Raw genomic sequence first — 25,888 nt, 5'->3', positions numbered from 1 at the left:
TTCCGTCATATGGTGCCCGCATGGTAGCCTCGTTCGACGGTTTCCCTTCTTTTCCGCGCCCGCGGACATTGCGGCTTGCGCGCATGCAAAGATAGATAGATTGAGCAGGAAAGTGGGAGATAGGGAGCGAGTTAAATAAAGAGAGAGTGAAAAGGCTATTTACCTCTGCGTACGCAAGCCGCGATGTCCGCGAATTGCCACCATTTTCAATATTTTTGGTCATTTTCGTCCTCTAGGGACAGTTTGTCCTCGCTAATCAGCGCTTTTTTGGCTGTTGCAGCGGCAATCAATTTGCGCTGTCTGGTTTCGCGATCAGTCTTTTCCCATGCCGCACGCTCAGCAAAACGCTGGTGAACCTTGGGATTGATTGCCCATTTATTCGGACCGGACGCATCGGACGAAACAATACGGACCCACTGCGCCGTATCCAGCTCGGCCATGGCAGACTTCAGAAGACCGGCATCGTCACGGTAGAGCTTGCGAGCGTCGTAAAGGGTTTTCCTGGTTATATGTGCCAAGTCGGGTTTGGCCAAGATGTGCCCGGCAATCCAAACTGCTTCCGATCCTTTTTCTGATTTTCCGAAAAAAGTCTCGTAAAATTTGAGGCTGTGAAGCAGGAGGAAACGGGCGAACTTGACAGCCATCCGTACGGTGCTCTCTTCGACGGGTAGCTCGGGAACGACGCCTTCCAGGGGCCCATTCCACTGCGCGATTGCGTGGAATGCCAAAGTAATGCGGGTTAGGAACTTCGGCCATTTGGCGATATGTCCACGCCACGCCGACGACGCACCCGGCAGATTGGCCAGAGCCTTGATGTCGGCAAGCGCCGCGTTAAACTGTTTATAAGCCGCCGGAGCAAGCTTGATCGGGTTCGAGGTGGAGTAGGTCGTTTCGGCAAAATGCCTAACCATCTCGTAGTAGCCCTTGATTGCTTCAGCATCGGGCGCCTCGTCCAGGTCGGGGCGTTCTACACCGTCGTCCATGATAAAAATAAAACGCTGAAGAACACCGTCCGCACTGAGGTCTTTGACCAGCATTTTTATCTTTTCCGGTTGCGTGCCGGCGATGGTGGACATGAGGGCTGTTTTGGCGCGGGTAGTACCCCGCCCGATACGATCCACGGTAATAGGGCGGCCTTCAAACAGTCGCAAAAATTGGCTGCGATCGCCCTCGCCGCTCTTTTTGTAAGCGCCGAAATCGCCGAGCATGCTCATGAGTTCGTCGGGCGACCGGAGCAAACCGCGCGGATTGTCCGCATGCACCTGGATTTGCTTCTCGGGTGTGACGGCATCGACAAGAATACGTGTGATTTTGGGCTCAGGACGGTCCGGGGCGCCTTTCGGCTTTCGCTTCTGCTCCGCTTGCCAAGCCGCGTGAAGTGCCTCGCCAACGTTTCCACGGAGTTCGTCAAACGCCTGAATGGGCTGCGTTGCCGCCGAGATGATCGGGCTTTTGCCCGCACCTGGCTCGGCGACCAGCGCTGTCCACAAACAACATGGCTCAGCCCAGCCATCGTCTTTTAATCTCGGGCTCAGTTTCAAACTAGTACCGATCGCCGACGCGACTACGGTCAATCCTGATGCTGCGGCAGAGGCTACTGATACGCCTTTCCGGCGCGCCTCACTTGTGGCCCAACTCAAGAGCGGTTCGGGCAATGAACCTTCTGGGGGTGTACCTAAGTTTACGGGGCTTTCGTCGTCAAAGATATCGAACGGCTCTGGCCACGTCGTGGAAGCGGTCCCCGCAACATGCTGGTGATCGCCGTCGCCCTCATCCTCCGATGGCTGCTTTTCAATCACCTCAAACCAAGCGCTCGGTTCATCAGGAAGCAGATACTTGATGCCGCCATGGGCCTGGCTCGAGATGTGGCAGCCGTGCGCTCCGTCTGTGTAAACAATAGCCACGTTGCGACCGCTGCCGTATTCGGGCTCGTTAGGATCGGCGCACGTTGCCCGATTGTACTGCTTGGGGTTGCGCAAAATCTCGCGAACTTCGGTTGGGCCAAATTCATCCAGCTCTATGATGAAATCGCCCGAAAGCTGGTGAACATCGACCGCCTTAGTAACGAGCTTGCGCGCGACGTCGGGCGCTGTGCCCCGTTTAACTAGTTCGGCGACGCGCTTTGTCTCGTAAGCCTGGCGCGCTTCTATCGCTTTCGAGCTGGTCTTGGCGCGCTCCATTGCCGCTTCCTTGATCTCGGCCAGTCGCTCGCGTTCCTCGCTGCTCAAGGGTAGCATCGCAGCAATATCCAGCAGTCCACCTGGTCGGCAACTTGGCTCACGGACGCTGCTCTTATGGCCCAATCGGTCATCGTTGAGGACCGCATCGGCTTCGTAGACCAGCCGCGCCTTGCCTGAGCTTGCGGCTACATCGAAGAGCGTGCGCTCCAACGGTGTACCGGTCTTCGCGATGTAGTGCCAGAGATATCCGGCAAGCATCAATCGATCGGCGAGCGCCCCAACGAATTCACCGATCTTCTGGCCGTCTGAAACGACGAAGTACAGATGATAGCCCGATGAGGTTGGTTCGCCGCCATCGAGAACTATTCCCGAACCGGACGACGCGCGCACCATCATCGAAGCCGTTTCGAATGGTGGGTAGATCATTGCCAAGATGTTTGGGATTTCCTCGTGGGAGCCGATTTTGGCATTGAACGCCGCATCGAATTCCTTGGCGTCGATATCAAGCACAAGAAGCGCGGGGCCACTTGGGTCTGCGAAAAACTTGTCCGTGCGCGTAATCTCGTCCGAATTATTACTATATTCCTTCTCGGTGACGATCTTGCACTTCGCTCGACAATCTGCCGGTGGGGCACAGATGATCGCTTGGTTCGAGCTGAGGGATGCAAGATGAGCGCCGAGCTGCTTCAGGATCGCATCGGGCATGCCGCTCAGCTCGGACCGCGTAGCGGTGCCTTTATAGAGGCTCACGCTGTTCTGTTTCTTTATCCTGCCAGTTCCATCAACGCTCACCGATTTGGTAAGCCGGTCAATGCTTTCCACCGTCGTGAAGGACACCGAGCATTCAGTGCCTTTTAGGGCCAAAGTCACGCTGGAACCTTGCGCAAACGCGCGTTCTGATATATCATCACATTGTTTCACAGTAATGCCTTTCTTTTGAGCCGGTCACGTCATCGCAACGTGGCCGGCTTCTCGTTCAGGTGTTGTCTACGGCGAGCCGAATTCGTGGCTGTTGTGGTTTCAATTTTGACGCGCGCTGCGCCATGCGCTGTTTCAGGGCCATCAGGCTATCGCGGGTCACAGCGGGCTGGCCATTGATTTCCGATGGCACTAAAGGGCCGTGGTTGCGATAAGTGCGGACCCAGGTAATCGAGCGCTTCGCTTCCTTGGCGGCATCCGCAATCAGAAGGCTTTCGTCGGGTAGGACAGAGTGAACTAGTTTCATTTGGAAATCTCCGGTCATGAGACTGAAGAGTGTGCCGCGGGTAGCGCTGCGAAAATAGCCATCTGTTACGAGGCACATTTCGCATATTCCCCGCCCCCATCGTCGGGGTTGATCGGCGTACGCGGGTATTTCTGGAGGTACCGTTTTCTCTGTTCGACCCGACGGATTGCTTGTTTGCAAAAAATCGCCACTGCCGCGGGGTAAAGGCGCCGCTCTATGCTGGCTTCCACCTCACTCCGCCATTCGAACACCAGGCCGCTCTCGATTGCGGCATCGAGCGTAGCAACGTCATATGGTCCCTGACCGGTCTCGGTGAGGCGTTTCCACATCCCCAATAATACTCTGGCTTCTCTGATCATCCCGGAAACGCAGGCAAGGAGCAGCAGACTATGCGAGGATCGAAATGCTACTTGAATGCCGTTACTCCACATAAAGCCATCTATTGCGTTGCGGATATTCCCGCCGTTCACACCGGGCACCGTCACCTGTTTTCTTGTCCCGTCCTCGGCGTTCACAAGCTTTGTCGCGGGAACTCCCCTGTTGAACAAATCTGCGATCGCTTTTCGGTTCGGTTTCCCGAGGAAAAAGCACACTACGAGATGTTCCATTACCTCGCGCTTCGTCTTGTTCGCAGCCGGTTGATAGTGTGCATTCAGGGCGTGCACATATTGAAGCAGCAGGGCGTGTCGCTCTATTAGCGCGTCCTTGCCCCGCAACTCGGCGGCCGTGAGGTGCTGTGAAAGGTCGGTAACGGCAAGGTGGCGAAACCAGTCGAGTTTATGCACGGCTACCGATGCATAATAATTGCGAATTCTGACGGACGCGACATCCTCTGGCTCTGGATAGAAGATGAACTGCCCGTCGCCCATAAGACCATCGTAGCGCGCAAAAACCCTTCCAACTCGGAGCAAGAAATCATTGAACGAGCCAGGTTCGGGTTCGATGAGACTACCTGACATGCGAATGGTCGTACGCGTTGTTTTCCCCATTATGCTGCTCTTTCGACCATTTGGCTCATCCAAGCCTGCACGGCCTTTAGCGACCAGCGCGACGAGCTGCCCAGTTTGGCCGGCCGCGGAAATTCGCCTGCCTGGGCGAGCGCGTAAACCTGGCTGCGGGACAGCCCCACCATCTGCTTCACCTCATCAATTCGCAGGAAGCGATCGGGAGTATCCATGGCTCACTCCCCTCTCGCGCTGCGCTCTGCCGCCCGCTTGGCAACACGGATGGCAGTTGCAGCCTTTGTGCGGCTTTGTGGCGTCCAGTCGACCGCATTGTCGAGAAGGTTGATGAGACTGGCCGTATCGATCATTGTACGGCCTGCGACTGATTTGAATTGCAGATGGCCCAGCTTGGCCTGGCGATAAAGCGATGCGATCGAAACTCCGCTCACTTCAGCGGCCAGTTTCGTCGGCAGAACGGGTCGATCTCTCCAATGAATGGGAGTGGTTGGTAGTTCGGACATATGCCTTCCTTCCCGCGTCCTTGAGAGGGGGCGTGGCTTAAGTTGGCTTCTGGTCAGGAAGCTGGAAAATGTCCTTTCAGGGGTCTGCGAAAGATACTATCCAGAACGTGAATTCACGTCAAGTACCAGTTGACGTTAAGTTATTGATATTAAAGGAAAAGTGACATACACTCGATATACGATTGATATACATATTGCGGAATAAGTGATTGAAATAGCGGCGTGATAAATAGTCCAAAACGGCCAAAATAAATTTTGGCTTACGAGAAAATATCGTGCGTTGGCATACGGAGCTCGTCTAATTCATCCGCCCACCAAGCTGCCATTTTCACCCTCTCATCCCAATATTGAGCGCGGTGGTACGCACGGCGCACGAGGTCAGCGCCAACATGTGCCAGCTCGGCCTCGATAGCGTCCGGGGAGAACTGGCCATTCTCGTTGAGCAGCGTAGATGCCGTTGCACGAAACCCGTGCGCCGTCGCCTCGTCCGTCGCGTAACCCAGCCGGCGCAATGCTGCATTCATCGTGTTCTCAGAGATGGCTCGCACGCGCGATCGAACCGATGGAAAGACCAACTTCCCATCCCCGTTGTGCTTATGCAGTTCGCGCAAAATTGAGATAGCTTGCTTTGGAAGCGGTTTGGTGTGCTGGCGCCGCATCTTGGTGCGGCTCGCGGGAATGGTCCACACGCCCTTATCCAAATCGAACTCTGACCACTCCGCTAAACGCAGCTCCGCGGGCCGAGGGTACAGGCAGGCCATGAGTTGAAGACAAGCGCGCGTCTCGAACTGCCCCTCATAGCCCCAGATCGATCGCAGCAAACCGCTCAATTCGGTTCGAGTGGTAACGGCCGCGCGGTGGGTTATCCGCGGCGTCGTCAATGCGCCGCGCAATCCGAAGGTGGGATCGTTCTCGGCTCGTGAGGTGGCGATCGCATAGCGATAGACCTGACCGATGGTTGAGCGCAGACGTACAGCACTCTCGTAGTTGCCCTTTGCCTCGACCTTGCGGAGCGGGACCAATATCTCCGCTGCGGTAATTTCCTTGATCGGACGGTCGCCCAAGTCGGCCCGAGCCAAGTCGACCAGCCAGCGCACCTTGGACATCGTAGCTTCCGCGCGACCTTCCTTCTCTATCTTTGCCAGCCACTCGTCTGCGATCAGTCCGAACGTCTTCACCTTGTCCGCTTCGGCCTGGAGCCGATCATCCTTCTGCTTCCGAGAGGGATCGATCCCTTTCGCCAGAACGCCCCTCGCCTCGTCCCGCTTTGCCCTTGCATCGGCAAGCGAAACATCGGGGTATTTTCCGAATGCCAGCAATTTTTGCTTGCCATCATAGCGATACGCCATGCGCCAGAGTTTCGATCCGGAAGGGGTTACAAGCAGATGCAGACCTCCTCCATCGCTGAATTTTTTAGCGGCAGGCTGCTTCTTGATGTTCTTTATCTGGGTATCGTTAAGGGCCATTGTTGGTATCGTTGGTATCGCTGAGCGGGTGCTGAGCGTATGGTACCAGCAATGATACCAACAAAATTTATGGCTGCAAGTGGACGCGTATGGACGACGACGGACGGTGACCCCGACAAAAGCCCGTAATTACTGGCCTTTGAAAGCGCGTTAGGCATTCGGTGGATGGGTGTGGATGGGTCTCTGGTGCCCCCTGCCGGAATCGAACCAGCACTCCTCTCGGAACCTGATTTTGAGTCAGGCGCGTCTACCAATTCCGCCAAGGGGGCCGCAAAAGCGTCGGGTGCGGCGAACCGCACCGTCAAAGCCAAATACATGCTGGAGCGGCCCTCGGTCAACACCATTCCGCCAATTTCTCGCGATAACGCACTCGTGTGTTGCCGGTCGCGCAGGCCACAAGTAGAGGCGAAGCAGCCTGGCTGGCAAAAATCGACTGCAGCGATTCCATTTGGGTGAAGTTTGCTCTAAGGATCACCGACTTTCTCGAACAACTTCCCCGGACAGGAACCGCCATATGCTTCGCAAACTCTATGATTGGACGATGTCGCTCGCCGCGCGCAAATCCGCGGAAGTCTGGCTCGCCATCATCGCCTTCGTGGAGAGTTCGGTTTTCCTCGTTCCCGCCGACGTCCTCTATCTTCCCATGGCGCTGGCACGGCCGGAGCGCGCCTATCGTTATGCGCTCGTGGCGACGGTCGCCTCGGTGCTCGGCGGTATTGCCGGCTGGCTTCTCGGCTATTACGCCTATGAGACACTGGCAAAACCCATTCTCGAAATGTACGGCAAGCTCGATGCTTTTGAGGCGCTGCGCGGCTCGACCAGCGCAGATGCGATCCTCCTGCTGCTCATCACCTCCGGCCTTGCGCATCTGCCCCCGATCAAGGTGGTGACGATCCTCTCCGGCGCTGCTGCGATCAACATCTGGGTATTCATCGGATCGGCAATTCTCGCACGCGGGGCGCGGTTCTTCTTCCTCGCCTGGCTCCTGCGCCGCTATGGCGAACCGATCCGCCATTTCATCGAAAAGCGGCTCGGCCTCATCGCCGGTGCAGCCGCTGCGGTGCTGATTTTGCTCTACGCCGTATTCCACTATTATCATCTATAGTTCGAGGACGCTTCGCGCATCATGACAATGGCAACGGCACCCGCGATGAGTTCGACGCATTTCCGGACCGCTTTGTTCCTTCTCGCCGCAATGATAGTGACGGTCGGGTCGGCGCTGGCCTTCCAGTATGTGGGCGGCTACCTGCCCTGCAAGCTCTGCCTCGAGCAGCGCTATCCCTACTATGCCGGCATACCGCTCATGGCGCTTGCCGTCGTCGCCTCTCTCCTGCGCTGGCCGTCAGGCTTGACACGGCTGCTGATCGCATTGGGCGGCATCCTCATGTTGATCGGGCTTGGCCTTGCAATCTTCCATGCAGGCGTCGAGTGGAAGTTCTGGGCGGGACCGACGGATTGCACCGCGGTCGCAATGTCCATCACCACCGATGCCGGCAATCTGCTAAGTGACCTCAACGCAGTCCATCCACCGGCATGCGACACCGCCGCCCTGCGCGTGCTCGGCCTGTCATTTGCCGGCTGGAACGCCATCGCCAGCCTTATTCTGGTTGTCGTGGCGTTTCGTGGAGCGATGAGGCGGGGTTAAGCCCTTGCCAATCTGCTGAGCAAATTATGCATCGCAGAGAGCTCAGCAAAAAATAGCCAGGCTCGGCGCAGGGACCGACTGCCGGAACCCTCAAGGCTCCAGTTCGACATCCCAGTAGAGATAATCCATCCAGCTGTCGTGCAGGTGGTTTGGCGGGAAGAGCCGTCCATTGTTGTGAAGGTCGTGCACCGTCGGCTGGAATGGCTTCTGCCGCGGCCACATTTTGGCGCGGTCTGGCATCAGCCCGCCCTTGCGAAGGTTGCACGGCGAACAGGCGGCGACGACATTTTCCCAGATCGTCTCACCACCGGCGCAACGTGGGATCACATGATCAAAGGTCAGGTCTTCTTCCGAACCGCAATACTGGCACTCGAACCGGTCACGCAGGAAGACGTTGAACCGGGTAAAGGCAGGGTTGCGCGACGGCTTGATGTAGGTCTTCAGCGAAACGACGCTCGGCAGCCGCATGGCAAAGGAAGGCGACGACACCTCGTGCTCGTACTCGGCGACGATGTTCACACGGTCGAGAAACACCGCCTTGATCGCGTCCTGCCATGACCAGAGCGACAAGGGATAGTAACTGAGCGGACGATAATCCGCATTGAGCACCAGTGCCGGCAACCCGTCCGGCGAGACGGCTATTGTCAAGGAATCAACTCCAATCCAACCATCAGGCCCTATTATTGTAAGCTGGACGTGACAAGAATGTGAAGCGAATTGCTCGCTTATGCAGCGAAAAACGCCGCTATATCAAATTCATGCGATTGGTGTGCCGTCGCGGCCACGCGTCGCGGCATAATAGGCCCAGAAAAGCCGGGCCGCCACCCCGCGCCAGGGCGACCATCTTTCGGCAAAACGCTGCAGCGCCTTGGAATCGGGCCGGGCTGATTCGCTGTAGGCGTGGGCATAGGCATGCTGCAGGGCAACGTCGCCGGACGGGAACACATCCGCATGCCCGGCCGAGAACAGGAGGTAGACCTCCGCCGTCCACGGCCCCACGCCCTTGATGCGCGTCATCAGCGCCATGGCCTCCTCGATCGGCCGTTCGCAAAGATCGAGAAGGTCGAGCTCGCCGGCAATGATCGCCTCGCTGATCCGCGCGAGGGTCTCCTGCTTGGCGCGTGAAAGGCCGGCCGCGCGCCACGCCTGCTCGCCGGCCGCAAGGTAGTTTTGCGGCGTCAGCGGGTCGATGAGCCCTATGAGCCGCGACCATATCGATGCGGCGCTCGCCTTGGAAACCTGTTGCGAAACGATGACCGAAGCAAGGCTGGGAAAGCCGGGCTCGGAGCGTCGCAGCGGCAAAGGCCCTGCCCGTTCCGCAACTGCCGCCAGCTCCGGGTGAGCCTTGAGCAATGCGGTCAGGCCTTCGGCCACGTCATCGAGCGTATCTATCCTGCGCATGTCGTCACTTTGAATCGTCGGGAAAACACAGTATCAACCCGCGCATATGGTCACGCAAGGACACCAGTTCACGCTCATGACAGTTCCTGTCTTTCGCTTTGCGCCTAGCCCCAATGGATACCTGCATCTCGGCCACGCCTATTCGGCACTTCTCAACCAGAAGATGGCGCGCGAAAGTGGCGGCCGCCTGCTTCTGCGCGTCGAAGACATCGACCGCGAGCGCTGCTCGCCGGAACTCGAAGCGGCCATGCTCGAGGACCTGCGCTGGCTTGGCATCACCTTCGAGGAGCCCGTTCGCCGCCAGTCGGAGCATTTCCCGGTCTACCAGCAAGCGCTGCAGCGGTTGACCGATATGGGTTTCGTCTATCCGGCGTTTCTCAGCCGCGGTGAAGTCAGGCGGATTGCCGAAACGATTGGAGGCGGCATTCAGCATTGGTCGCGCGATCCGGACGGCGCATTGCTCTATCCGTCCAATGACCGGAAGCTTTCGCAGGACGAGCGTACTCGGCGCATCGAAGACGGTTCTCCCTATGCGCTGCGCCTCGACATGGAGCGGGCGCTGGCGGCGATTCCGGCTCCGCTAAGCTGGCACGAAGAAGGAGCTGGCGAAAGCAGTGTCGAAGCGCGTCCGCAGGATTGGGGCGATGTCATTATTGCCCGTAAGGATGTGCCTACGAGCTACCATCTGTCGGTTGTCATCGATGATGCTGCGCAGGGAGTAACCCATGTCGTGCGCGGCAGGGATCTCTTCCAGAGCACCAGCGTCCATAGGCTCTTGCAACATTTGCTGGAGATTGAGCCGCCGGTCTACCACCATCATACGCTGATACTTGACCGTGACGGCGAGAAACTGTCGAAAAGCCGCAAGGACACGTCTTTGCGGGAATTGCGCCAAGCGGGAGTGACGCGTCAGCAGATTTTCGCCATGGTCGGCCTCTGACCTTTCGCTACGCATCGTTCGGGTATAAACAGCCCTGCTATCCTCGTTCCGCCGGTCTCCCGACATGCCCGTTCGTCTTTTCCCTGCACTTTTCGTTCTGCTCTGGGCCACAGGCTTCATTGGCGCGCGCTATGCGATGCCGTATATGGAGCCGTTCCTGTTCCTGACGCTGCGGTTTCTTATCGCTGGCACAATCCTCGGGGTCTGGGTCGCGCTCACGGGCAATGCATGGCCGGGCAGGCGCGGGGCGATGCATGCCATCATTGCCGGTTGTCTCATCCACGGTGTCTATCTCGGCGCCGTGTTCTGGGCTATTCACCAGGGCCTGCCCGCCGGTATGTCGGCGCTGGTCGTCGGCCTGCAGCCGCTCATCACCGCGCTGATTGCCGGTGTTGCCCTTGGCGAGACTATCCAGCCCCGCCATTGGGCCGGTCTGGCCGTCGGTTTCGCCGGCGTCGCCATGGTGCTCTGGCCGAAGCTCTCTATCTCGGCGGACGGGATCACGCCCGCCACTGTTACCGCATCGATCGTCTCGGTTATCGCCATCAGCGCCGGCACCGTATGGCAAAAGCGCTTCGTCGGCGCGATCGACCTGAAGGCAGGGACGGCTCTGCAATATTTCGGCGCCGCGGTGCTGATGGGGTTGCTGTCCCTGGTCCTTGAAACGCATCAAGTCACCTGGGTCGCCCCGCTTGCCTTTGCGATGTTCTGGCTGGTCTTCGTGCTTTCGATCGGTGCCGTGCTGCTTCTCATGATCCTGATCAAGCAAGGCGCCGTTTCCAAGGTCGCTTCGCTGTTCTATCTCGTGCCGGGCGTCACCGCGCTCATGGCCTATGTATTGTTCGGCGAAACGCTGACGCATTTCCAGCTCATCGGCATGGCGATTGCCACGCTCGGAGTGGCGCTGTCGACGGGTCAGAGACGTTCCGCTGCCTTGCCTTCCCGGTAGCGGATGATCGCCGCATTGACCTCAGCGCCGATGATGAAGATCGCGGCGATGATATAGAGGAAGACGATAGCGACCATGATCGAGGCAAGACCCGCATAGGTCGTCACATAGGAGGCGAAGGTCTCGAGATAGCTTGCGAAAATGGTCGCACCGACGGTCCATGCGATCAGGGTGATGAGAATGCCCGGCAGGATGTCGACGAAGCGCCGCTGCCCGGCCGGCAGCCAGAGGTGCACGACGAGGAGACCTACGACAAGAACGGCTGTGGCAATGACATAGCGCCAGAAGACAATCGTACCCGATACGAGCACAAGTTCCGGTATCCAGCGTGTTGCAATGCGCAGAGCGAGCGGTGCAAGCACGAGCAGGAAACTGATCGCCATGATGCCGATCGTCGCGACCATGACGAAACCGAGACTTTGCAGCCGGCAGAAAATGATCGAGCGCGTATCGATGACGCGGTAGGCGCGGTTGAGGGCAACGCGCAGCGCTTCGATGCCATTGGAGGCGAAATAGGCCGCCGCAATGACGCTGACCGTGAGTAGTCCGCCGCGCTGCACGTTGAGGACGTTGCGGACCTCCTGCGCGATCGGTCTAGCGATGACGTCAGGCCAGGTATCGAAGATGACGTGAACGGCCGTATCGGTGAAGGCGCTAGCGCCAAGAAAACTCGCAAGCGACGTCGCAAAAATTAGGAACGGGAACAGCGCCAGGATGCCGGAAAGGGCGACATGGCTGGCAAGCGCCCAACCGTCATCGGTCAGGAAATGCCCCAGCGCATCGGCGACCACACGCCGGAGAAACCCAAACACTTTACGCATCGGCGATGATTGCCCCCTGTGAAGCCCAAGATTGCAAGGCGCGGTCGAATATGTGAAGTCTTTTCTTGTCTTGGATCAAACGAACAATTTGAAAACATTCAGCAACATGGCCGATTCCAGAACGATTCTCCTTACCGGATGTTCCAGCGGCATCGGCGCGCATTGCGCAAGGGCACTGAAGGCCGACGGATGGACTGTGTTCGCAACCGCGAGGCAACCCGCCGATATCGAAGCCCTCGATGCAGCCGGCCTCACAGGCCTCTACCTCGACTACCGGGAACCGCAATCGATCGCCGCCACCGTCGATGCTGTGTTTTCCCGCACGGGCGGAAAGCTCGGCGCCCTGTTCAACAACGGCGCCTATTCGCTGCCCGGCGCGGTGGAGGATTTGCCCATTGCCGCCTTGCGCGAACAGTTCGACGCCAATTTCTTCGGCTGGCACGAATTGACGCAAATGGTGGTTCCCGCCATGCGCCGACAGGGACACGGACGGATCATCCATTGCTCCTCCATCCTCGGCTTGTTGCCGATGAAGTGGCGCGGCGCCTATGTCGCCTCGAAGTTTGCCGTCGAGGGCTTGATGCTCGTGCAACGCATGGAACTTGCGGGATCCGGCATCGAGGTGTCCCTCATCGAGCCGGGGCCCATTGCAACACGTTTTCCCTTGAACGCGCTCAAGCAATTCGAGACGCATATCGATGCGGAAAAATCGGTGCATCGCGATGACTACCGCAAACTCGTAAGCCGGCTCGGCGGTGGCGGAACTAAATCCCGCTTCAAGCTTGGTCCGGACGCGGTTTATGCAGTGCTCAAGGACGCCTTGGAAAATCCACGCCCGAGGCCGCATTATATCGTCACTCGCCCGGCAAAAATTAGCGCATTCGCAAGCAGATTTCTCAGCGCACGTGCGCTATACGCCATGCTTGCACGCCAATCATAATGAGATCAGCCTATAGTCTGGCCGGTCTGAAAGGAAATGCATCATGGATATTATCTTCAAGTTTCTGGCGGTCGTTGCCATTGCGGCGGTCACGATCGTTCTTCTCATCGGACTGCGCAACATGATGAAGGGAGGCGATGCCAACTTCTCCAACAAGATGATGCAACTGCGCATCTTCCTGCAGTTGATCGCCATCATCCTCATCGTCGGCGCACTCTATTTCCATCGTGCGGCAGGCTAGGTTTCACAAATGGTCAAGCTCAACAAGATCTACACGCGCACGGGCGACGACGGCAGCACGGGTCTTGGCAGCGGCGAGCGGCGCTTGAAGCATGACCTTCGCGTGGAAGCCTACGGTACCGTCGACGAAGCGAATTCCTGCATCGGGCTTGCACGCATCCACACGGGCACCTTCCCGGAGCTTGATGCAATGCTCGCACGCATCCAAAACGATCTGTTCGATCTCGGCGCCGACCTTTCAACGCCCGATACCGGCGAGACACTTGCCTACGAGCCGCTACGCATCATCGACAGTCAGGTCCAGCGCGTCGAGGCAGATATAGACGCGCTCAACGCCAACCTTGCACCCCTGCGCTCCTTTGTGCTTCCCGGCGGATCGCCAGCATCGGCGGCACTTCACCTGGCGCGCACCGTCGCAAGGCGCGCCGAGCGTCACATGGTAGCGCTGTCGCAGAAACCGGACGAAACCGTGACACCGGCGGCGCTCAAATACATCAACCGCGTTTCCGACTTTCTCTTCGTCGCCGCACGGGTCGTCAATGACAATGGCGCGAAGGACGTGCTATGGGTCCCCGGGCATAATCGCTGAGTGCGGAGGGGATAGAGGCGCCGATGTTCATTCCACTGCATGACGCCAACCCTGATTGGCATCAATGTCCTGGTTTTCGCGGTGATGAGCGTTGCCGGCGACGTATCGCAGGCCGCCGCGATCGGCCTAGGTTACATTCCCGCCGTCATCCACCATCTGGTCAACCTCCCGGCGAATTACGATTTCGTGCCGCCGGATGCGACCTACATCACTTATGCCTTCCTGCACGCCGATATCTTCCACCTCGGTGGCAACATGCTGTTCCTCTGGGTGTTCGGCGACAATGTCGAGGACGCCCTTGGACATGTGAAGTTCCTGATCTTCTATCTCCTTTGTGCGGCGGCGGGTGCGTTTCTGCACGGCGTCATACTGCCTGCTTCGGAAATGCCGCTCATCGGCGCGTCGGGGGCAATCGCCGGCATTGTTGCGGCCTATCTGCTGCTCCACCCCCGTGTTCGCGTCTGGGTATTGGCCTTCGGGCGAATCCCGTTGCGCATCCCCGCTATCTACCCGCTCGCGCTGTGGGTGGCGACGCAATTTCTCATGTTGGGGTTCGGCGGCGCTGAACAGGTTTCCTGGCCGGCCCATGTCGGTGGCATCATTGCGGGTGCGCTTCTGATCATCATAATAAAGCGCCGCGGCGTGCCGCTTTTCGACAGGGCGATTGTCTCTCCAAAGGCAGTCATAACCGAAAAGGCGCCCGAGCAGGCAACCTCAAATGTGCCACCGGTCCGTTGGGGGCGTTAGCACCCGAGACATGAGATTTATTCAATCGTTTGAACTTAAAAATCGCCCGCCGCACCAATTGACCTTTACTTCCCTCATATTTACGGTCCGGCGCAATTCCGGCACCTGACGTGTCGTTTTTTTCACCTCAATGTCGGCATCCGGCAAGCGGGTACTATATTGAGGCAGTTAAATCTGCCTTTCTTTTTTGAAGAGGGAGTCCCCATGAAAGTCCTCGTACCGGTAAAGCGGGTAGTCGATTACAACGTGAAGATCAGGGTGAAGGGCGACGGCTCGGGCGTTGAGCTTGCCAACGTCAAAATGTCGATGAACCCGTTCGACGAAATCGCGGTCGAGGAAGCGTTGCGGCTGAAGGAAGCCGGCAAGGTCGAGGAAATCGTCGTTGTCTCCATCGGCCCGGCGCAGGCGCAGGAGACGATCCGTACCGCGCTCGCCATGGGCGCCGATCGCGGCATCCTCGTCAAGGTCGACGACATTGTCGAGCCGCTTGCCGTTGCCAAGATCCTGAAGGGTGTCGTCGAGGCCGAACAGCCCAAGCTCGTCATCCTCGGCAAGCAGGCCATCGATGATGATGCCAACCAGACCGGCCAGATGCTTTCCGCGCTGCTCGGCTGGAGCCAGGGAACCTTCGCCTCCAAGCTTGAACTCGGAAGCGACGACGCCCAGGTGACCCGCGAAGTCGATGGCGGCCTGCAGACCATTGAAATCAAGCTGCCGGCGATCGTGACCACGGACCTGCGCCTGAACCAGCCGCGCTATGCCTCGCTCCCGAACATCATGAAGGCGAAGAAGAAGCCGCTCGACGAGAAGTCGGCCGCTGATTACGGCGTCGACACCAAGCCCCGCCTCAAGGTCATCAAGACCGAGGAACCGGGCGGCCGCAAGGCCGGCGTCAAGGTCAAGGACGTCGCCGAACTCGTCTCCAGGCTGAAGAACGAAGCCGGCGTTCTCTAAGATTTAGGAAAGGAACATAAAATGGCTATTCTTCTGTTTGCCGAACACGACAACGAGACCCTTTCCGACCAGACCGCCAAGGCGTTGACGGCCGCCCTCGCCATCGGCCCCGAAGTGCATGTGCTTGTCGCCGGCAAAGGCGCCAAGGGCGTTGCGGAGCAGGCCTCCAAGCTTGGCGGCGTCAAGAAGGTTCTCCTCGCCGAAAGCGACGATCTTGCCAACCGCCTTGCCGAGGCAAGCGCCGCGCTCATCGTTTCGCTTGCCGGCAACTACGACACGATCATTGCCGCTGCCACCACCAACGGCAAGAACATCCTGCCGCGCGTTGCAGCGCTCCTTGATGTCATGCAGGTCTCGGACATCATCGAAGTCGTATCGCCCGACACCTTCAAGCGTCCGATCTATGCCGGCAACGCCATCCAGACCGTGCAGGCCACCGATGCCACGAAGGTCATCACCGTGCGCACCGCAACGTTCGCCGCCGCCGGTGAAGGTGGTTCGGCATCGGTCGAAAGCGTCAATGCCGCTGCCGATCCCGGCCTGTCGAAATTCATCGAAGCCAAGCTTTCGGGCGGCGACCGTCCGGAACTGACCTCGGCGAAGATCATCATCTCGGGTGGCCGTGCGCTCGGCTCCAACGAGAAGTTCAAGGAAGTGATCCTGCCTGTTGCCGACAAGCTCGGCGCAGCGGTGGGTGCGTCGCGCGCCGCCGTCGATGCCGGCTACGCCCCCAACGACTGGCAGGTTGGCCAGACGGGCAAGGTCGTGGCTCCTGACCTCTATATCGCGGTCGGCATTTCCGGTGCGATCCAGCATCTTGCCGGCATGAAGGATTCTAAGGTCATCGTCGCCATCAACAAGGACGAGGAAGCACCGATCTTCCAGGTGGCAGATTACGGCCTCGTCGGCGACCTCTTCACCATCCTGCCGGAACTCGAAAAAGCGCTTTGAGATCCTTCAAAATTTGAAATGAAATTATCTGGCCGGGGTAGACGATACTACCCCGGCCATTTAGTTTGTATGGTACATATAACAATCGGATGGAAACATGGCTGGCACGATCAAGACTGTAGGCATTATTGGCGCAGGGCAAATGGGTTCGGGCATTGCCCAGGTTTGCGCAGTCGCCGGTTACAATGTTTTGATCCATGACCAGTCTGCCGAACAGATCGAGAAGGGCATCGCCACGGTCAACGGCAACATGGCTCGTTCGGTTTCCCATGGCAAACTCGAGGAATCCGCCCGCGTCAAAGCGCTGTCGCATATCCGTCCCGCCCTGAGCATGGAGGATCTGGCCGGCGTGGATCTCGCCATTGAGGCGGCGACCGAAGACGAAACCGTCAAGCGCAAGATTTTTGCCCAGCTTTGTCCGAATCTTAATCCGGAAGCGATCCTCGCCACCAATACATCGTCGATTTCGATCACGCGCCTTGCCGCCACCACCGACCGGCCCGAGCGCTTCATTGGCATTCACTTTATGAATCCGGTGCCGGTGATGAAGCTCGTCGAACTCATTCGTGGCATCGCCACCGAAAATGTGACCTTCGAGACCGCGCGGGAGTTCGTCGCCAGCCTCGACAAGACGATTACTGTCGCTGAGGATTTTCCCGCCTTCATCGTCAATCGCATTCTGCTGCCGATGATCAACGAGGCGATCTATGTGCTTTATGAGGGCGTCGGTTCGGTAGAGGCGATCGACACGGCGATGAAGCTCGGCGCCAATCATCCAATGGGCCCGCTGCAGCTTGCCGATTTCATCGGTCTCGATACCTGCCTGTCGATCATGCAGGTCCTCTATGACGGCCTCGCAGATTCGAAGTACCGCCCCTGCCCCCTCCTCGTCAAATATGTCGAAGCCGGCTGGCTCGGGCGCAAGGCGGGGCGCGGCTTTTACGACTATCGCGGCGAACACCCCGTGCCGACACGCTGATCCTCCGCCAGCCGCTTGCCGCAAAAGTATATTTCGATCAAACCCTTGCATTGGTCTCCGCCTCTTCCCAACTGAGGCAGAATTGCAGCACCGGGCCCCTCTGGCGGGAGTTACCGGCTCTCTCGTGATGTCGGAGCTGTAATCTGGAACCGATGCCGGCGGATCTTTTTCAACATGGAGCTTCTATTTACCGACGCCATGGGCCAGCCCCTGTGGATGTGGCTTGGCTTTCTCACCCTCGTTCTCGTTCTTCTCGCCCTTGATCTGGGCGTCCTCAACCGTAAAAACCACGACATAGGCATGAGCCAGAGCCTTTTGCTCTCGGCTTTTTATATCAGTCTCGGCCTCGCCTTCGGCGGGTTCATCTGGTGGGAACTCGGCCCCCAGGCCGGAATGCAATATCTCACCGGCTTCGTCGTCGAAAAAAGCCTGGCGATGGACAATATCTTCGTCATAGCGATGATCTTCGGCTATTTCGCCATCCCAAAGCAGTACCAGCACCGTGTCCTCGTTTACGGCATCCTTGGCGTCGTCGTCCTGCGCGGCATCATGATTGCCGCGGGAGCTGCCATCGTCCAGGAATACCACTGGGTCCTTTATCTCTTCGCGGCCTTCCTTGTTTTTACCGGCATCAAGATGCTCGTTTCCGGTGACGGGGAGTATGACGTCTCGGCCAACCCGGTCTTCAAGTTCATGAGCAAACGCTTCCGCGTCACGCCGGAACTGCACGGCGAGAAGTTCATCGTGCGCCGCACCGACCCGCTGACGATGAAACGCCAGACCTGGATCACACCGCTGCTTCTGGCGCTGGTCATGGTCGAACTTGCAGACGTGATCTTCGCAGTCGACTCGATCCCGGCGATTTTCGCCATCACCACCGACCCCTACCTTGTCTTCACGTCGAACATCTTTGCAATTCTTGGTCTGCGTGCGCTCTATTTCGCGCTGGCAAGCCTCATCCACCGTTTCGTTTATCTGAAATACGCGCTCTCACTCGTCCTCGTTTTCATCGGCGGAAAGATTTTCGTCGCCGACGCATTGGGGCTGGCAAAGATACCGCCGATGTGGTCACTGTCGATCACGCTTGGCATACTGCTCGCGGGTATCCTCGGTTCGCTTTGGAGCACCCGGCACGAGCATAAGGCCGAATTGTCACATGATGGAAAAGCCTCCCCAGCCGCCGCTGCCGCTGACACGCCGGGGAAGGTCTGAACCATCGAGCAGGAGGACGCGATGAACGCTGACGGAACACCGTCCGACTGGGACCCGAATGGGTCTCCTGACGAACGGCGCCTCTCTAGCGTTCTTGTCCATCTTGGCGACAGACAGGCGGACAGGATATCACTCGACGATATCCTGTCTGCACTTTCGGAGCGCAGCTTCGGCGCGCTCCTGATCTTGTTTTCGGCGCTCAACCTGGTGCCGCTTCCCCCCGGGACATCGACAATTTTCGGCATTCCGCTCGTGCTGCTCTCGATCCAGATGCTGATCGGTTTCGAGAACCCGTGGTTTCCCGCCTTCATCCGCCGCAAATCCATGCGTATCGAAACTTACCGCGCCTTCATCGGCCGGATACAGCCCATTCTGCTGCGGTTCGAAAAGCTGGCTCGCCCGCGCTACTGGCTGGTGCCGCAGATCATTGTCGAGCGCGTCGTCAGCATTGTCGCGCTGGCAATGTCACTGATCGTGATTTTGCCGTTTCCCCTGATCAACCAGATGCCTGCACTGAGTATCGTTCTGCTTTCGATCGGGCTTGGCGAACAGGACGGATTGTGGCTCGGCACCGGGCTGCTCGTTGCGGCGCTCGCTGCCGGCATTGCCATCGGCCTTGGCGCCTCCGTGGGCCTTGCCGCCTTGCATATTTTCGGCTGAACCATGACCGAGACCAACAAGATCACGATCTATGTCGATGCCGACGCCTGTCCGGTCAAGGCGGAGATATACCGTGTGGCCGAACGCCATGGCGTCAAGGTCTATGTGGTGTCGAATTCCTTCATGGCGATCCCGCGCGATCAGATGATCGAGCGCGTCATTGTCAGCGACGGGTTCGATGCGGCCGACGACTGGATCGCGGAGCGCGTCCACCGGGGCGATATTGTTGTCACCGCGGATATTCCGCTCGCCAGCCGCTGCGTCAAGGCCGGCGCCGACGCGATTTCGCCGACGGGGCGGGCTTTCACCGAGGCCTCGATCGGCAACACGTTGGCGACCCGCAACCTCATGGAGGAATTGCGCCAGGCGGGACAGATCACCGGCGGCCCGCGGCCCTTCTCGCCGAAGGACCGCTCGGCTTTTCTTTCAGCGCTCGACCTTGCCATCGTGCGTCTGAAGCGGGCGGGGTTCGTTTAGCCAACGAATCCGCGCCGCTACAGCGCTTCTAGCGCAGCATCATCACCGCCATAGGCCCTTCTGAGTACAGTCCTATAAAATGTCCGTGTGCGACCAATTTTCACCGCGCGCCTTTCCCTAATGCTTTACCGCCAACGCAAAAAACTAGATCATCGCAGGATTTCCCGAGATGGCCGAGGCGGATTGTCCGCGCGGCGAGCCGCCCGCCATTGACGAAATGCGCGATAAGCTCTACGAGGACGCAACAAAGCTATATGCGTGCCGCTCGTGCTCCCATTGACGCCGAGCCCAGACACCAGCCCAAACCCATACTTGAAAGTTCATGAATGACCATCTTCGATTCTATCGCCCCGGCGTTGTCCGGTGCATTGGCAGCCCGTGGCTATGAGACCCTGACCCCGGTCCAGACCGCCGTGCTCGCTCCAGAGGCACAAGGCGCAGACCTTCTCGTCTCCGCCCAGACAGGCTCGGGCAAGACCGTTGCCTTCGGCATCGCCATCGCACCGACGCTGCTCGAAGGGGCTGAGCGCTTCGAATCCATCGGCGCGCCCTATGCGCTGGTCATCGCACCGACGCGCGAGCTTGCGCTGCAGGTGCGGCGCGAACTCGAATGGCTCTACGAGCAGACCGGCGCGCGCATTGCTTCCTGCGTCGGCGGCATGGACATGACCAAGGAACGCCGCGCCCTGCAGGGCGGCGCTCATATCGTCGTCGGTACCCCCGGCCGTCTGCGCGATCACATTACCCGCGGCTCGCTCGACATGGCGGACCTGCGCGCCGTCGTTCTGGACGAAGCCGACGAGATGCTCGATCTCGGCTTTCGCGAAGATCTCGAATTCATCCTCGGTGAGGCGCCGGAAGACCGCCGGACATTGATGTTCTCGGCGACGGTGCCGAAGCCCATCGCCCAGTTGGCCAAGCAGTTCCAGAACAATGCGCTGCGCATTTCCGCCACGAGCGAAAAGGAACAGCACAGCGACATCGAATACCACATCATGCCGGTGGCGCCGCGCGAGCGCGAAAATGCCATCATAAACGCATTGCTCTACTACGATGCGCAGAACACGATCATCTTCGGTTCGACCCGCGAAGCGGTCAAACACCTGACCAGCCGTCTTTCCAATCGCGGCTTCAATGTTGTGTCGCTTTCCGGCGAACTCAGCCAGGCCGAGCGTACCAACGCCTTGCAGGCGATGCGCGACGGTCGCGCCCGCGTTTGCGTTGCGACCGACGTCGCCGCCCGCGGTATCGACCTGCCCAATCTCGACCTCGTCATCCACGCCGACCTTCCCAACAATTCCGAGACCTTGCTCCACCGCAGCGGCCGCACGGGACGCGCCGGACGCAAGGGCGTCTGCGTGCTGATCGTGCCGCCATCACGCCGCCGTACCGCGGAACGCCTGCTGCAGGGTGCCAAGCTCGCAACATCCATGGTCCCGCCGCCGGACGCCGCAGCCATCAACAAGCGCAATCGCGAACGTATCCTCAACGATCCGTCACTGACCGAAACCGTCGCCGAGGACGAGGCGGATTTCGTGCGCGAACTGCTTGAAAAGCATTCGCCAGAGCAGATTGCGGCCGCCTATCTGCGCCAGCAGATGGCCGCACGTCCTGCCCCCGAGGAACTGTCTTCGACGCCGTCGCATGTGCTCGAACCAATGCGCAAGGGCAGCCGTTTCGACGAGCGTCCGGAGCGGGGCGAACGCGCTGACCGCGGAGTGCGCTCGGCGCGTAATACGGAGTTCGAAAGTGGCGCATGGTTTTCCGTCAGCGTCGGCCGCAAGCAGCGCGCCGAACCGCGCTGGCTCCTGCCGCTGATCTGCAAGGCCGGTGATATCACCAAGACCGATGTGGGATCGATCAAGATTCTCGACACCGAAACGCGTTTCGAGATCACTGCCAGCAAGGCCGACGACTTCCTCGCCCGTATCAAGCAGTACGGCAGCGGCGAAAAGGGCGTGAACATTACCCGCAGCGAGGGCCCGGGCTCTGCTGGTGCGCGCCGCAGCGATGGCGGCGAATACAAGGGCAAGAAGAGCTTCGGCGAAAAGCGCGATTGGGATGACAAGCCGCGCACCCGCGACGACAAGCCGAAAGGCGATTGGGCAGCCAAGCCGGCCAAGGCGAAGCCCGAAGGCTGGACGGCCGAAAAGCCGAAAAAGCAGCCGAAGGAGCGCAAGCCCGGCGAGTTGCATGGCTTTGACAAGTACAAGGCCAAGAAGGCACGCAAAGCCGCCGCCGGCGGGGGCGAATAATAAGCGATACGCCGGGGCTGCCTTGTTCGTCAGCCCAAGGATCGCGGTAGCGATCAGGGAAGCATTTAGCCCTGACTTAGAGAGCCTTTGCCGCGTCGATAAAGCGGGCGGCGTCTTCGCCGGACCATTCGGCGGGGCCGTTCATGGCGGCGATCTGGCAGCCTTCCTTGTCGACAAGCATTGTTACGGGAAGCCCGAAGGCGAGGTTCTTGCGCTTCAGATCGTTGAAGACGACCATCGACGGATCGCGATAGAGCTCCAGCGATTTGACGCCGATTTCATTCAGGAACGTCCTCGGCTTCGTTTCGTCGCCCGTATCAATATTGATCGTCACGACCTTGAAGTCATCGCCGCCTTTCTTCGCCTGTAGCGCGTCGAGCGCCGGCATTTCCTCGCGGCAGGGCAGGCACCAGGTGGCCCAGAGATTGACCAGCAAAGTCTTGCCCTTGAAATCCTCGAGCCGCACCGGCTTCCCGTCGGGACCGGTGAAGCTGAGCGACGTCATCGATTGCGGCGTATCGGCGCCGCGCATCGCCGCCACGGCACCGGTTGCCGACTTGTCGATCGTCTTTGCATTGGCGGTTTTCAGCGCACATTGATCGCCTGTGTTTGTCGCGGTGGCAATATTGCCAGAGGGCCGCTCCATCACGTATACCGCAACCGCACCGGCAAGGATGCCAGCGAGCGCGGCAAGGGAAATGATCCTCCTGCTGCCGCTCCGTTGGGTTTTGCCTGTCTCGTCGCTGCCTGCCATTTTCTACTCTTTCGCTACTCACCAAGGCGCATCATGTCCGACAAGAAGAACAGCAATGAAATGTGGGGCGGCCGTTTTGCCTCCGGTCCCGCCGCGATCATGGAAGAGATCAACGCTTCCATCGGTTTCGACCAGAAACTCTACGCCCAGGACATTCAAGGTTCACTTGCCCATGCTGCCATGCTTGCGAAAACCGGCATAATCGCGGCAGAGGATTACGACAAGATCGCGGGCGGCCTGAACACGATTTTGTCAGAGATCGAGGGCGGAAAGTTCAATTTCTCACGCAAACTTGAAGACATTCACATGAATGTCGAGTCGAGGCTGGCCGAACTCATCGGTGCAGCGGCGGGCCGCCTGCACACGGCGCGTTCGCGCAATGATCAGGTTGCGGTCGATTTTCGCCTGTGGGTAAAGGCGGAATTCGAAAAGGTCGCGGTCGCCTTGAAGAAGCTCATCGAGGCGTTTCTTCGCCGCGCCGAAGAACATGCGGCAACACTGATGCCGGGCTTCACCCATCTTCAAACCGCCCAGCCTGTCACCTTCGGCCATCATTGCATGGCCTATGTCGAAATGTTCGGGCGCGACCTCGGCCGCGTCAAGGATGCGATTGAACGCCTGGACGAATCGCCGCTCGGCGCCGCTGCCCTTGCCGGCACCGGCTTTCCCATCGACCGTCACATGACCGCGAAGGCGCTCGGCTTCCGCGAACCAACCAGGAACTCGCTCGACAGCGTTTCCGATCGCGACTACGCGCTCGAATTTCTCTCGGTGGCGGCAATTGCCGCGACGCATTTATCACGCCTCGCCGAAGAGATCGTGATCTGGTCGACGCCGCAGTTCGGTTTCGTGCGGCTGTCGGATTCCTTCTCGACCGGCTCATCGATCATGCCGCAGAAGAAGAACCCCGATGCCGCCGAACTGGTGCGGGCCAAGACCGGCCGCATTACCGGTTCTTTGGTCGGTCTCCTGACCGTCATGAAGGGACTGCCACTCACCTATTCGAAGGACATGCAGGAGGACAAGGAGGCAGTGTTTGACGCCGCAGAAACCCTCGAGCTTGCCCTTGCGGCGATGACCGGCATGGTCGGCGACATGACGATCAATGTGGCGGCGATGAAGAAGGCCGCGGGCTCGGGCTATTCCACCGCGACGGACCTCGCGGATTGGCTGGTGCGTGAACTCGGACTGCCGTTTCGCGAGGCGCATCACGTCACCGGACGCGCTGTCGCCCTCGCCGAGCAGAAGAAATCCGATCTCGGTAAATTGTCGCTCGCCGAGCTTCAGGGCATTAACCCGGGGATTACCGAGGCTGTGTTCGGCTTTCTGACCGTCGACAAATCCGTGCGCAGCCGCAAATCCTATGGTGGAACGGCCCCGGAACAGGTTCGCAAGCAGATCAAGTTCTGGCAAAAGCGAATTGCAAAACTCTAGGTAGCGGGTGACTCTTCCCTAAGTCGCCATCATGCACTAGACAAGGACAACCGCCCTTCCGGACGACAGGATCAAGACCTATGGCAAGCTGTTCCATTCTGACGACAATTCTGGTCACACTGGCGATTGCGAGCGCCGTTTCGGCTTGCGGCCGCAAGGGTCCGCTCGAATTGCCGCCAGCCTCCGTGACCTCCGCGCCGGGCGAGCCGAAAACGGCCGCCCCTCCCGCCCAGGACAAGCGTTTCATACTCGACCCATTGATCTAGGCCATTGCCGTGAACCATTTCGAATACAAGGACGGCGTTCTACACGCCGAAGGCGTCTGCATCCCCGATATCGCGCGGGTCGTGGGCACGCCGTTCTATTGCTATTCGACCGCAACGATCGAACGGCATTTCAAGGTCTTTTCCTCCGCTTTTGCCGAAATGGATGCGCTCGTCTGTTACGCGCTCAAGGCCAACTCCAATCAGGCTGTGCTGAAAACGCTGGCGAAGCTGGGGTCAGGCGCCGATGTCGTCTCGGAAGGCGAACTGCGCCGTGCCCTTGTCGCGGGCATTCCCGCCGGAAAGATCGTCTTTTCCGGCGTCGGCAAGAAGCCCGGCGAGATGGACTATGCCCTCGCTGCCGGCATCCACTGCTTCAACGTCGAATCCGAGCCTGAACTCGAACTGCTTTCAAGCAGGGCTGTGGCCGCGGGCAAGGTTGCACCGGTATCACTCCGCATCAACCCAGATGTCGATGCCAAGACTCACAAGAAGATCTCGACGGGCAAATCGGAAAACAAGTTCGGCATTCCGCTTGCAAGGGCAAGTGAGGTCTACGCCCGGGCCGCAAAACTTCCGGGACTTAAGGTCATTGGCGTCGACATGCATATCGGCAGCCAGATCACCGATCTCGAACCCTTTGACAATGCCTTCCGTCTCCTCGCCGAGCTGGTCGCCCAGCTCAAGGCCGATGGTCATGACATCCAGCATGTCGATCTCGGCGGTGGCCTCGGCATCCCCTATCATTTCGACAACAACCCGCCGCCGCTGCCGGATGCCTATGCCGAGATCGTTGCGAGGCACATCAAGCCGCTCGGCCTGAAGACGATCTTCGAGCCCGGGCGGCTCATCGTCGGCAATGCCGGTATCCTCGTCAGCGAGGTAATCTTCCTCAAGGAAGGCGACGCGCGCAACTTCGTCATCGTCGATGCGGCAATGAACGATCTGATCCGCCCGACCTTGTACGATGCTTTCCATATCATCCGGCCTGTCAGGGAGGCTTCGGCTTCGCAGCCGCGTATCCGCGCCGACATTGTCGGGCCAGTTTGCGAGACTGGCGATTATCTTGGGCTGGACCGCGACCTGCCGCGGCCGGCGCCAGGCGATCTCATCTCCATCGGTACGGCCGGTGCCTACGGAGCCGTGCAGGCCGGCACCTACAACACGCGCCTGCTCGTGCCGGAAGTCCTTGTCAGTGGCGATCAATTTCATGTTGTCCGCCGACGCACGAGCTATGAGGAACTGATCGGGCTTGATTCAATCCCCGAATGGTTGTGAGTTTTTTACAGACCTAAACACAAAACTATGATCGGTTTTTTCGGCCAAGGCCTCGCCTTTGCC

General features: G+C 59.0%; 28 protein-coding genes and 1 tRNA gene. 18 read left to right on the top strand and 11 right to left on the bottom strand.

Annotated elements, in window-relative coordinates; genetic code table 11:
* Positions 1–206: 206 nt before the first annotated feature.
* The 7 genes from BR48_RS0111125 to BR48_RS0111095 form a co-directional block, all read right to left on the bottom strand.
* Positions 207–3,017: a DUF3987 domain-containing protein gene (locus BR48_RS0111125; RefSeq protein ID WP_027231371.1), complete on the bottom strand. Its 2,811-nt coding sequence runs from the start codon at positions 3,015–3,017 to the stop codon at positions 207–209.
* Between the two features lie 139 nt (positions 3,018–3,156).
* Entirely contained in the window at positions 3,157–3,405 is a 249-nt protein-coding gene (locus tag BR48_RS0111120; protein ID WP_155810838.1) for a hypothetical protein, read from the bottom strand.
* Positions 3,406–3,470: 65 nt separating this feature from the next.
* Positions 3,471–4,394, bottom strand: coding sequence for a hypothetical protein (locus tag BR48_RS0111115; protein WP_155810837.1), 924 nt, complete (start codon positions 4,392–4,394; stop codon positions 3,471–3,473).
* The gene (locus BR48_RS0111110; RefSeq protein ID WP_027231368.1) at positions 4,394–4,582 is read right to left on the bottom strand and encodes an AlpA family phage regulatory protein; all 189 of its coding nucleotides are present in this window, start codon (positions 4,580–4,582) and stop codon (positions 4,394–4,396) included. Before BR48_RS0111110 ends, BR48_RS0111115 begins: the two co-directional genes overlap by 1 nt.
* Positions 4,583–4,585: 3 nt before the next feature.
* The gene (locus BR48_RS0111105; RefSeq protein ID WP_155810836.1) at positions 4,586–4,870 is read right to left on the bottom strand and encodes a hypothetical protein; all 285 of its coding nucleotides are present in this window, start codon (positions 4,868–4,870) and stop codon (positions 4,586–4,588) included.
* A 260-nt stretch (positions 4,871–5,130) separates the two neighbouring features.
* Positions 5,131–6,336: an integrase arm-type DNA-binding domain-containing protein gene (locus tag BR48_RS0111100; protein WP_027231366.1), complete on the bottom strand. Its 1,206-nt coding sequence runs from the start codon at positions 6,334–6,336 to the stop codon at positions 5,131–5,133.
* A gap of 184 nt (positions 6,337–6,520) precedes the next feature.
* Positions 6,521–6,605, bottom strand: a tRNA-Leu gene (locus BR48_RS0111095).
* Positions 6,606–6,850: 245 nt separating this feature from the next.
* On the opposite strand from BR48_RS0111095, the gene BR48_RS0111090 reads away from it, so the two are divergent.
* Positions 6,851–7,441: a YqaA family protein gene (locus BR48_RS0111090; protein ID WP_027231365.1), complete on the top strand. Its 591-nt coding sequence runs from the start codon at positions 6,851–6,853 to the stop codon at positions 7,439–7,441.
* A gap of 27 nt (positions 7,442–7,468) precedes the next feature.
* Positions 7,469–7,981 (top strand): disulfide bond formation protein B, encoded by a 513-nt coding sequence (locus tag BR48_RS0111085; RefSeq protein ID WP_244532754.1) that lies wholly within the window; start codon positions 7,469–7,471, stop codon positions 7,979–7,981.
* A gap of 90 nt (positions 7,982–8,071) precedes the next feature.
* Here the strand turns inward: BR48_RS0111085 and BR48_RS0111080 are convergent, their stop codons facing one another.
* Both BR48_RS0111080 and BR48_RS0111075 read right to left on the bottom strand, forming a co-directional pair.
* Entirely contained in the window at positions 8,072–8,629 is a 558-nt protein-coding gene (locus BR48_RS0111080; protein ID WP_027231363.1) for an HNH endonuclease, read from the bottom strand.
* A gap of 108 nt (positions 8,630–8,737) precedes the next feature.
* Entirely contained in the window at positions 8,738–9,382 is a 645-nt protein-coding gene (locus tag BR48_RS0111075) for a DNA-3-methyladenine glycosylase (RefSeq protein ID WP_027231362.1), read from the bottom strand.
* A 76-nt stretch (positions 9,383–9,458) separates the two neighbouring features.
* Here BR48_RS0111075 and gluQRS point away from each other — a divergent pair, with 76 nt between their 5' ends.
* The gene (gene gluQRS, locus BR48_RS0111070) at positions 9,459–10,322 is read left to right on the top strand and encodes a tRNA glutamyl-Q(34) synthetase GluQRS (RefSeq protein ID WP_027231361.1); all 864 of its coding nucleotides are present in this window, start codon (positions 9,459–9,461) and stop codon (positions 10,320–10,322) included.
* Positions 10,323–10,386: 64 nt separating this feature from the next.
* Positions 10,387–11,271: a DMT family transporter gene (locus BR48_RS0111065; protein WP_027231360.1), complete on the top strand. Its 885-nt coding sequence runs from the start codon at positions 10,387–10,389 to the stop codon at positions 11,269–11,271.
* On the opposite strand, the gene BR48_RS0111060 is transcribed toward BR48_RS0111065, so the two are convergent.
* Positions 11,238–12,092, bottom strand: coding sequence for a YihY/virulence factor BrkB family protein (locus BR48_RS0111060; RefSeq protein WP_027231359.1), 855 nt, complete (start codon positions 12,090–12,092; stop codon positions 11,238–11,240). The genes BR48_RS0111065 and BR48_RS0111060 overlap by 34 nt on opposite strands.
* 106 nt (positions 12,093–12,198) lie before the next feature.
* Between BR48_RS0111060 and BR48_RS0111055 the strand changes: the two genes are divergently transcribed.
* From BR48_RS0111055 to BR48_RS0111005, 11 genes are all read left to right on the top strand, one after another.
* Positions 12,199–13,032: an SDR family oxidoreductase gene (locus tag BR48_RS0111055; protein WP_027231358.1), complete on the top strand. Its 834-nt coding sequence runs from the start codon at positions 12,199–12,201 to the stop codon at positions 13,030–13,032.
* 43 nt (positions 13,033–13,075) lie between these two features.
* Positions 13,076–13,273 carry a twin transmembrane helix small protein gene (locus BR48_RS0111050; RefSeq protein ID WP_027231357.1) on the top strand — a complete coding sequence of 66 codons (198 nt, stop codon included), beginning with the start codon at positions 13,076–13,078 and terminating at the stop codon, positions 13,271–13,273.
* A 9-nt stretch (positions 13,274–13,282) separates the two neighbouring features.
* On the top strand, positions 13,283–13,861 hold the full coding sequence (locus BR48_RS0111045; protein WP_027231356.1) for a cob(I)yrinic acid a,c-diamide adenosyltransferase: 579 nt from the start codon (positions 13,283–13,285) through the stop codon (positions 13,859–13,861).
* Positions 13,862–13,900: 39 nt separating this feature from the next.
* Complete coding sequence (locus BR48_RS24360) at positions 13,901–14,608, top strand: rhomboid family intramembrane serine protease (protein WP_155810835.1); 708 nt, start codon at positions 13,901–13,903, stop codon at positions 14,606–14,608.
* A gap of 204 nt (positions 14,609–14,812) precedes the next feature.
* Positions 14,813–15,562 (top strand): electron transfer flavoprotein subunit beta/FixA family protein, encoded by a 750-nt coding sequence (locus tag BR48_RS0111035; protein ID WP_027231355.1) that lies wholly within the window; start codon positions 14,813–14,815, stop codon positions 15,560–15,562.
* A gap of 21 nt (positions 15,563–15,583) precedes the next feature.
* Positions 15,584–16,513, top strand: a complete 930-nt coding sequence (locus tag BR48_RS0111030) for an electron transfer flavoprotein subunit alpha/FixB family protein (RefSeq protein ID WP_027231354.1) — start codon at positions 15,584–15,586, stop codon at positions 16,511–16,513.
* 97 nt (positions 16,514–16,610) lie between these two features.
* Entirely contained in the window at positions 16,611–17,492 is an 882-nt protein-coding gene (locus BR48_RS0111025) for a 3-hydroxybutyryl-CoA dehydrogenase (RefSeq protein WP_027231353.1), read from the top strand.
* 174 nt (positions 17,493–17,666) lie between these two features.
* Positions 17,667–18,704 carry a TerC family protein gene (locus BR48_RS24355; RefSeq protein ID WP_081815822.1) on the top strand — a complete coding sequence of 346 codons (1,038 nt, stop codon included), beginning with the start codon at positions 17,667–17,669 and terminating at the stop codon, positions 18,702–18,704.
* A gap of 21 nt (positions 18,705–18,725) precedes the next feature.
* On the top strand, positions 18,726–19,364 hold the full coding sequence (locus tag BR48_RS24350; RefSeq protein ID WP_051614770.1) for an exopolysaccharide biosynthesis protein: 639 nt from the start codon (positions 18,726–18,728) through the stop codon (positions 19,362–19,364).
* Between the two features lie 3 nt (positions 19,365–19,367).
* Positions 19,368–19,841 (top strand): YaiI/YqxD family protein, encoded by a 474-nt coding sequence (locus tag BR48_RS0111010; protein ID WP_027231352.1) that lies wholly within the window; start codon positions 19,368–19,370, stop codon positions 19,839–19,841.
* 326 nt (positions 19,842–20,167) lie between these two features.
* Positions 20,168–22,096, top strand: a complete 1,929-nt coding sequence (locus BR48_RS0111005) for a DEAD/DEAH box helicase (protein ID WP_027231351.1) — start codon at positions 20,168–20,170, stop codon at positions 22,094–22,096.
* 76 nt (positions 22,097–22,172) lie between these two features.
* Here BR48_RS0111005 and BR48_RS0111000 read toward each other — a convergent pair whose 3' ends face one another.
* Positions 22,173–22,850: a TlpA disulfide reductase family protein gene (locus tag BR48_RS0111000; RefSeq protein ID WP_027231350.1), complete on the bottom strand. Its 678-nt coding sequence runs from the start codon at positions 22,848–22,850 to the stop codon at positions 22,173–22,175.
* Positions 22,851–22,883: 33 nt separating this feature from the next.
* Here BR48_RS0111000 and argH point away from each other — a divergent pair, with 33 nt between their 5' ends.
* The 3 genes from argH (at position 22,884) to lysA (ending at position 25,825) form a co-directional block, all read left to right on the top strand.
* The gene (gene argH / locus BR48_RS0110995) at positions 22,884–24,284 is read left to right on the top strand and encodes an argininosuccinate lyase (protein WP_027231349.1); all 1,401 of its coding nucleotides are present in this window, start codon (positions 22,884–22,886) and stop codon (positions 24,282–24,284) included.
* 80 nt (positions 24,285–24,364) lie between these two features.
* Positions 24,365–24,550: a lipoprotein gene (locus BR48_RS0110990; protein WP_027231348.1), complete on the top strand. Its 186-nt coding sequence runs from the start codon at positions 24,365–24,367 to the stop codon at positions 24,548–24,550.
* Positions 24,551–24,559: 9 nt separating this feature from the next.
* Complete coding sequence (gene lysA, locus BR48_RS0110985) at positions 24,560–25,825, top strand: diaminopimelate decarboxylase (protein WP_027231347.1); 1,266 nt, start codon at positions 24,560–24,562, stop codon at positions 25,823–25,825.
* Positions 25,826–25,888: the final 63 nt, after the last annotated feature.

Origin of the sequence: Phyllobacterium sp. UNC302MFCol5.2, assembly GCF_000686005.1 — a bacterium.
GTDB lineage: Bacteria > Pseudomonadota > Alphaproteobacteria > Rhizobiales > Rhizobiaceae > Phyllobacterium > Phyllobacterium pellucidum.
The sequence above is the reverse complement of the archived record's forward strand: the minus strand, read 5'-3'. Positions and strand labels throughout refer to the sequence as shown.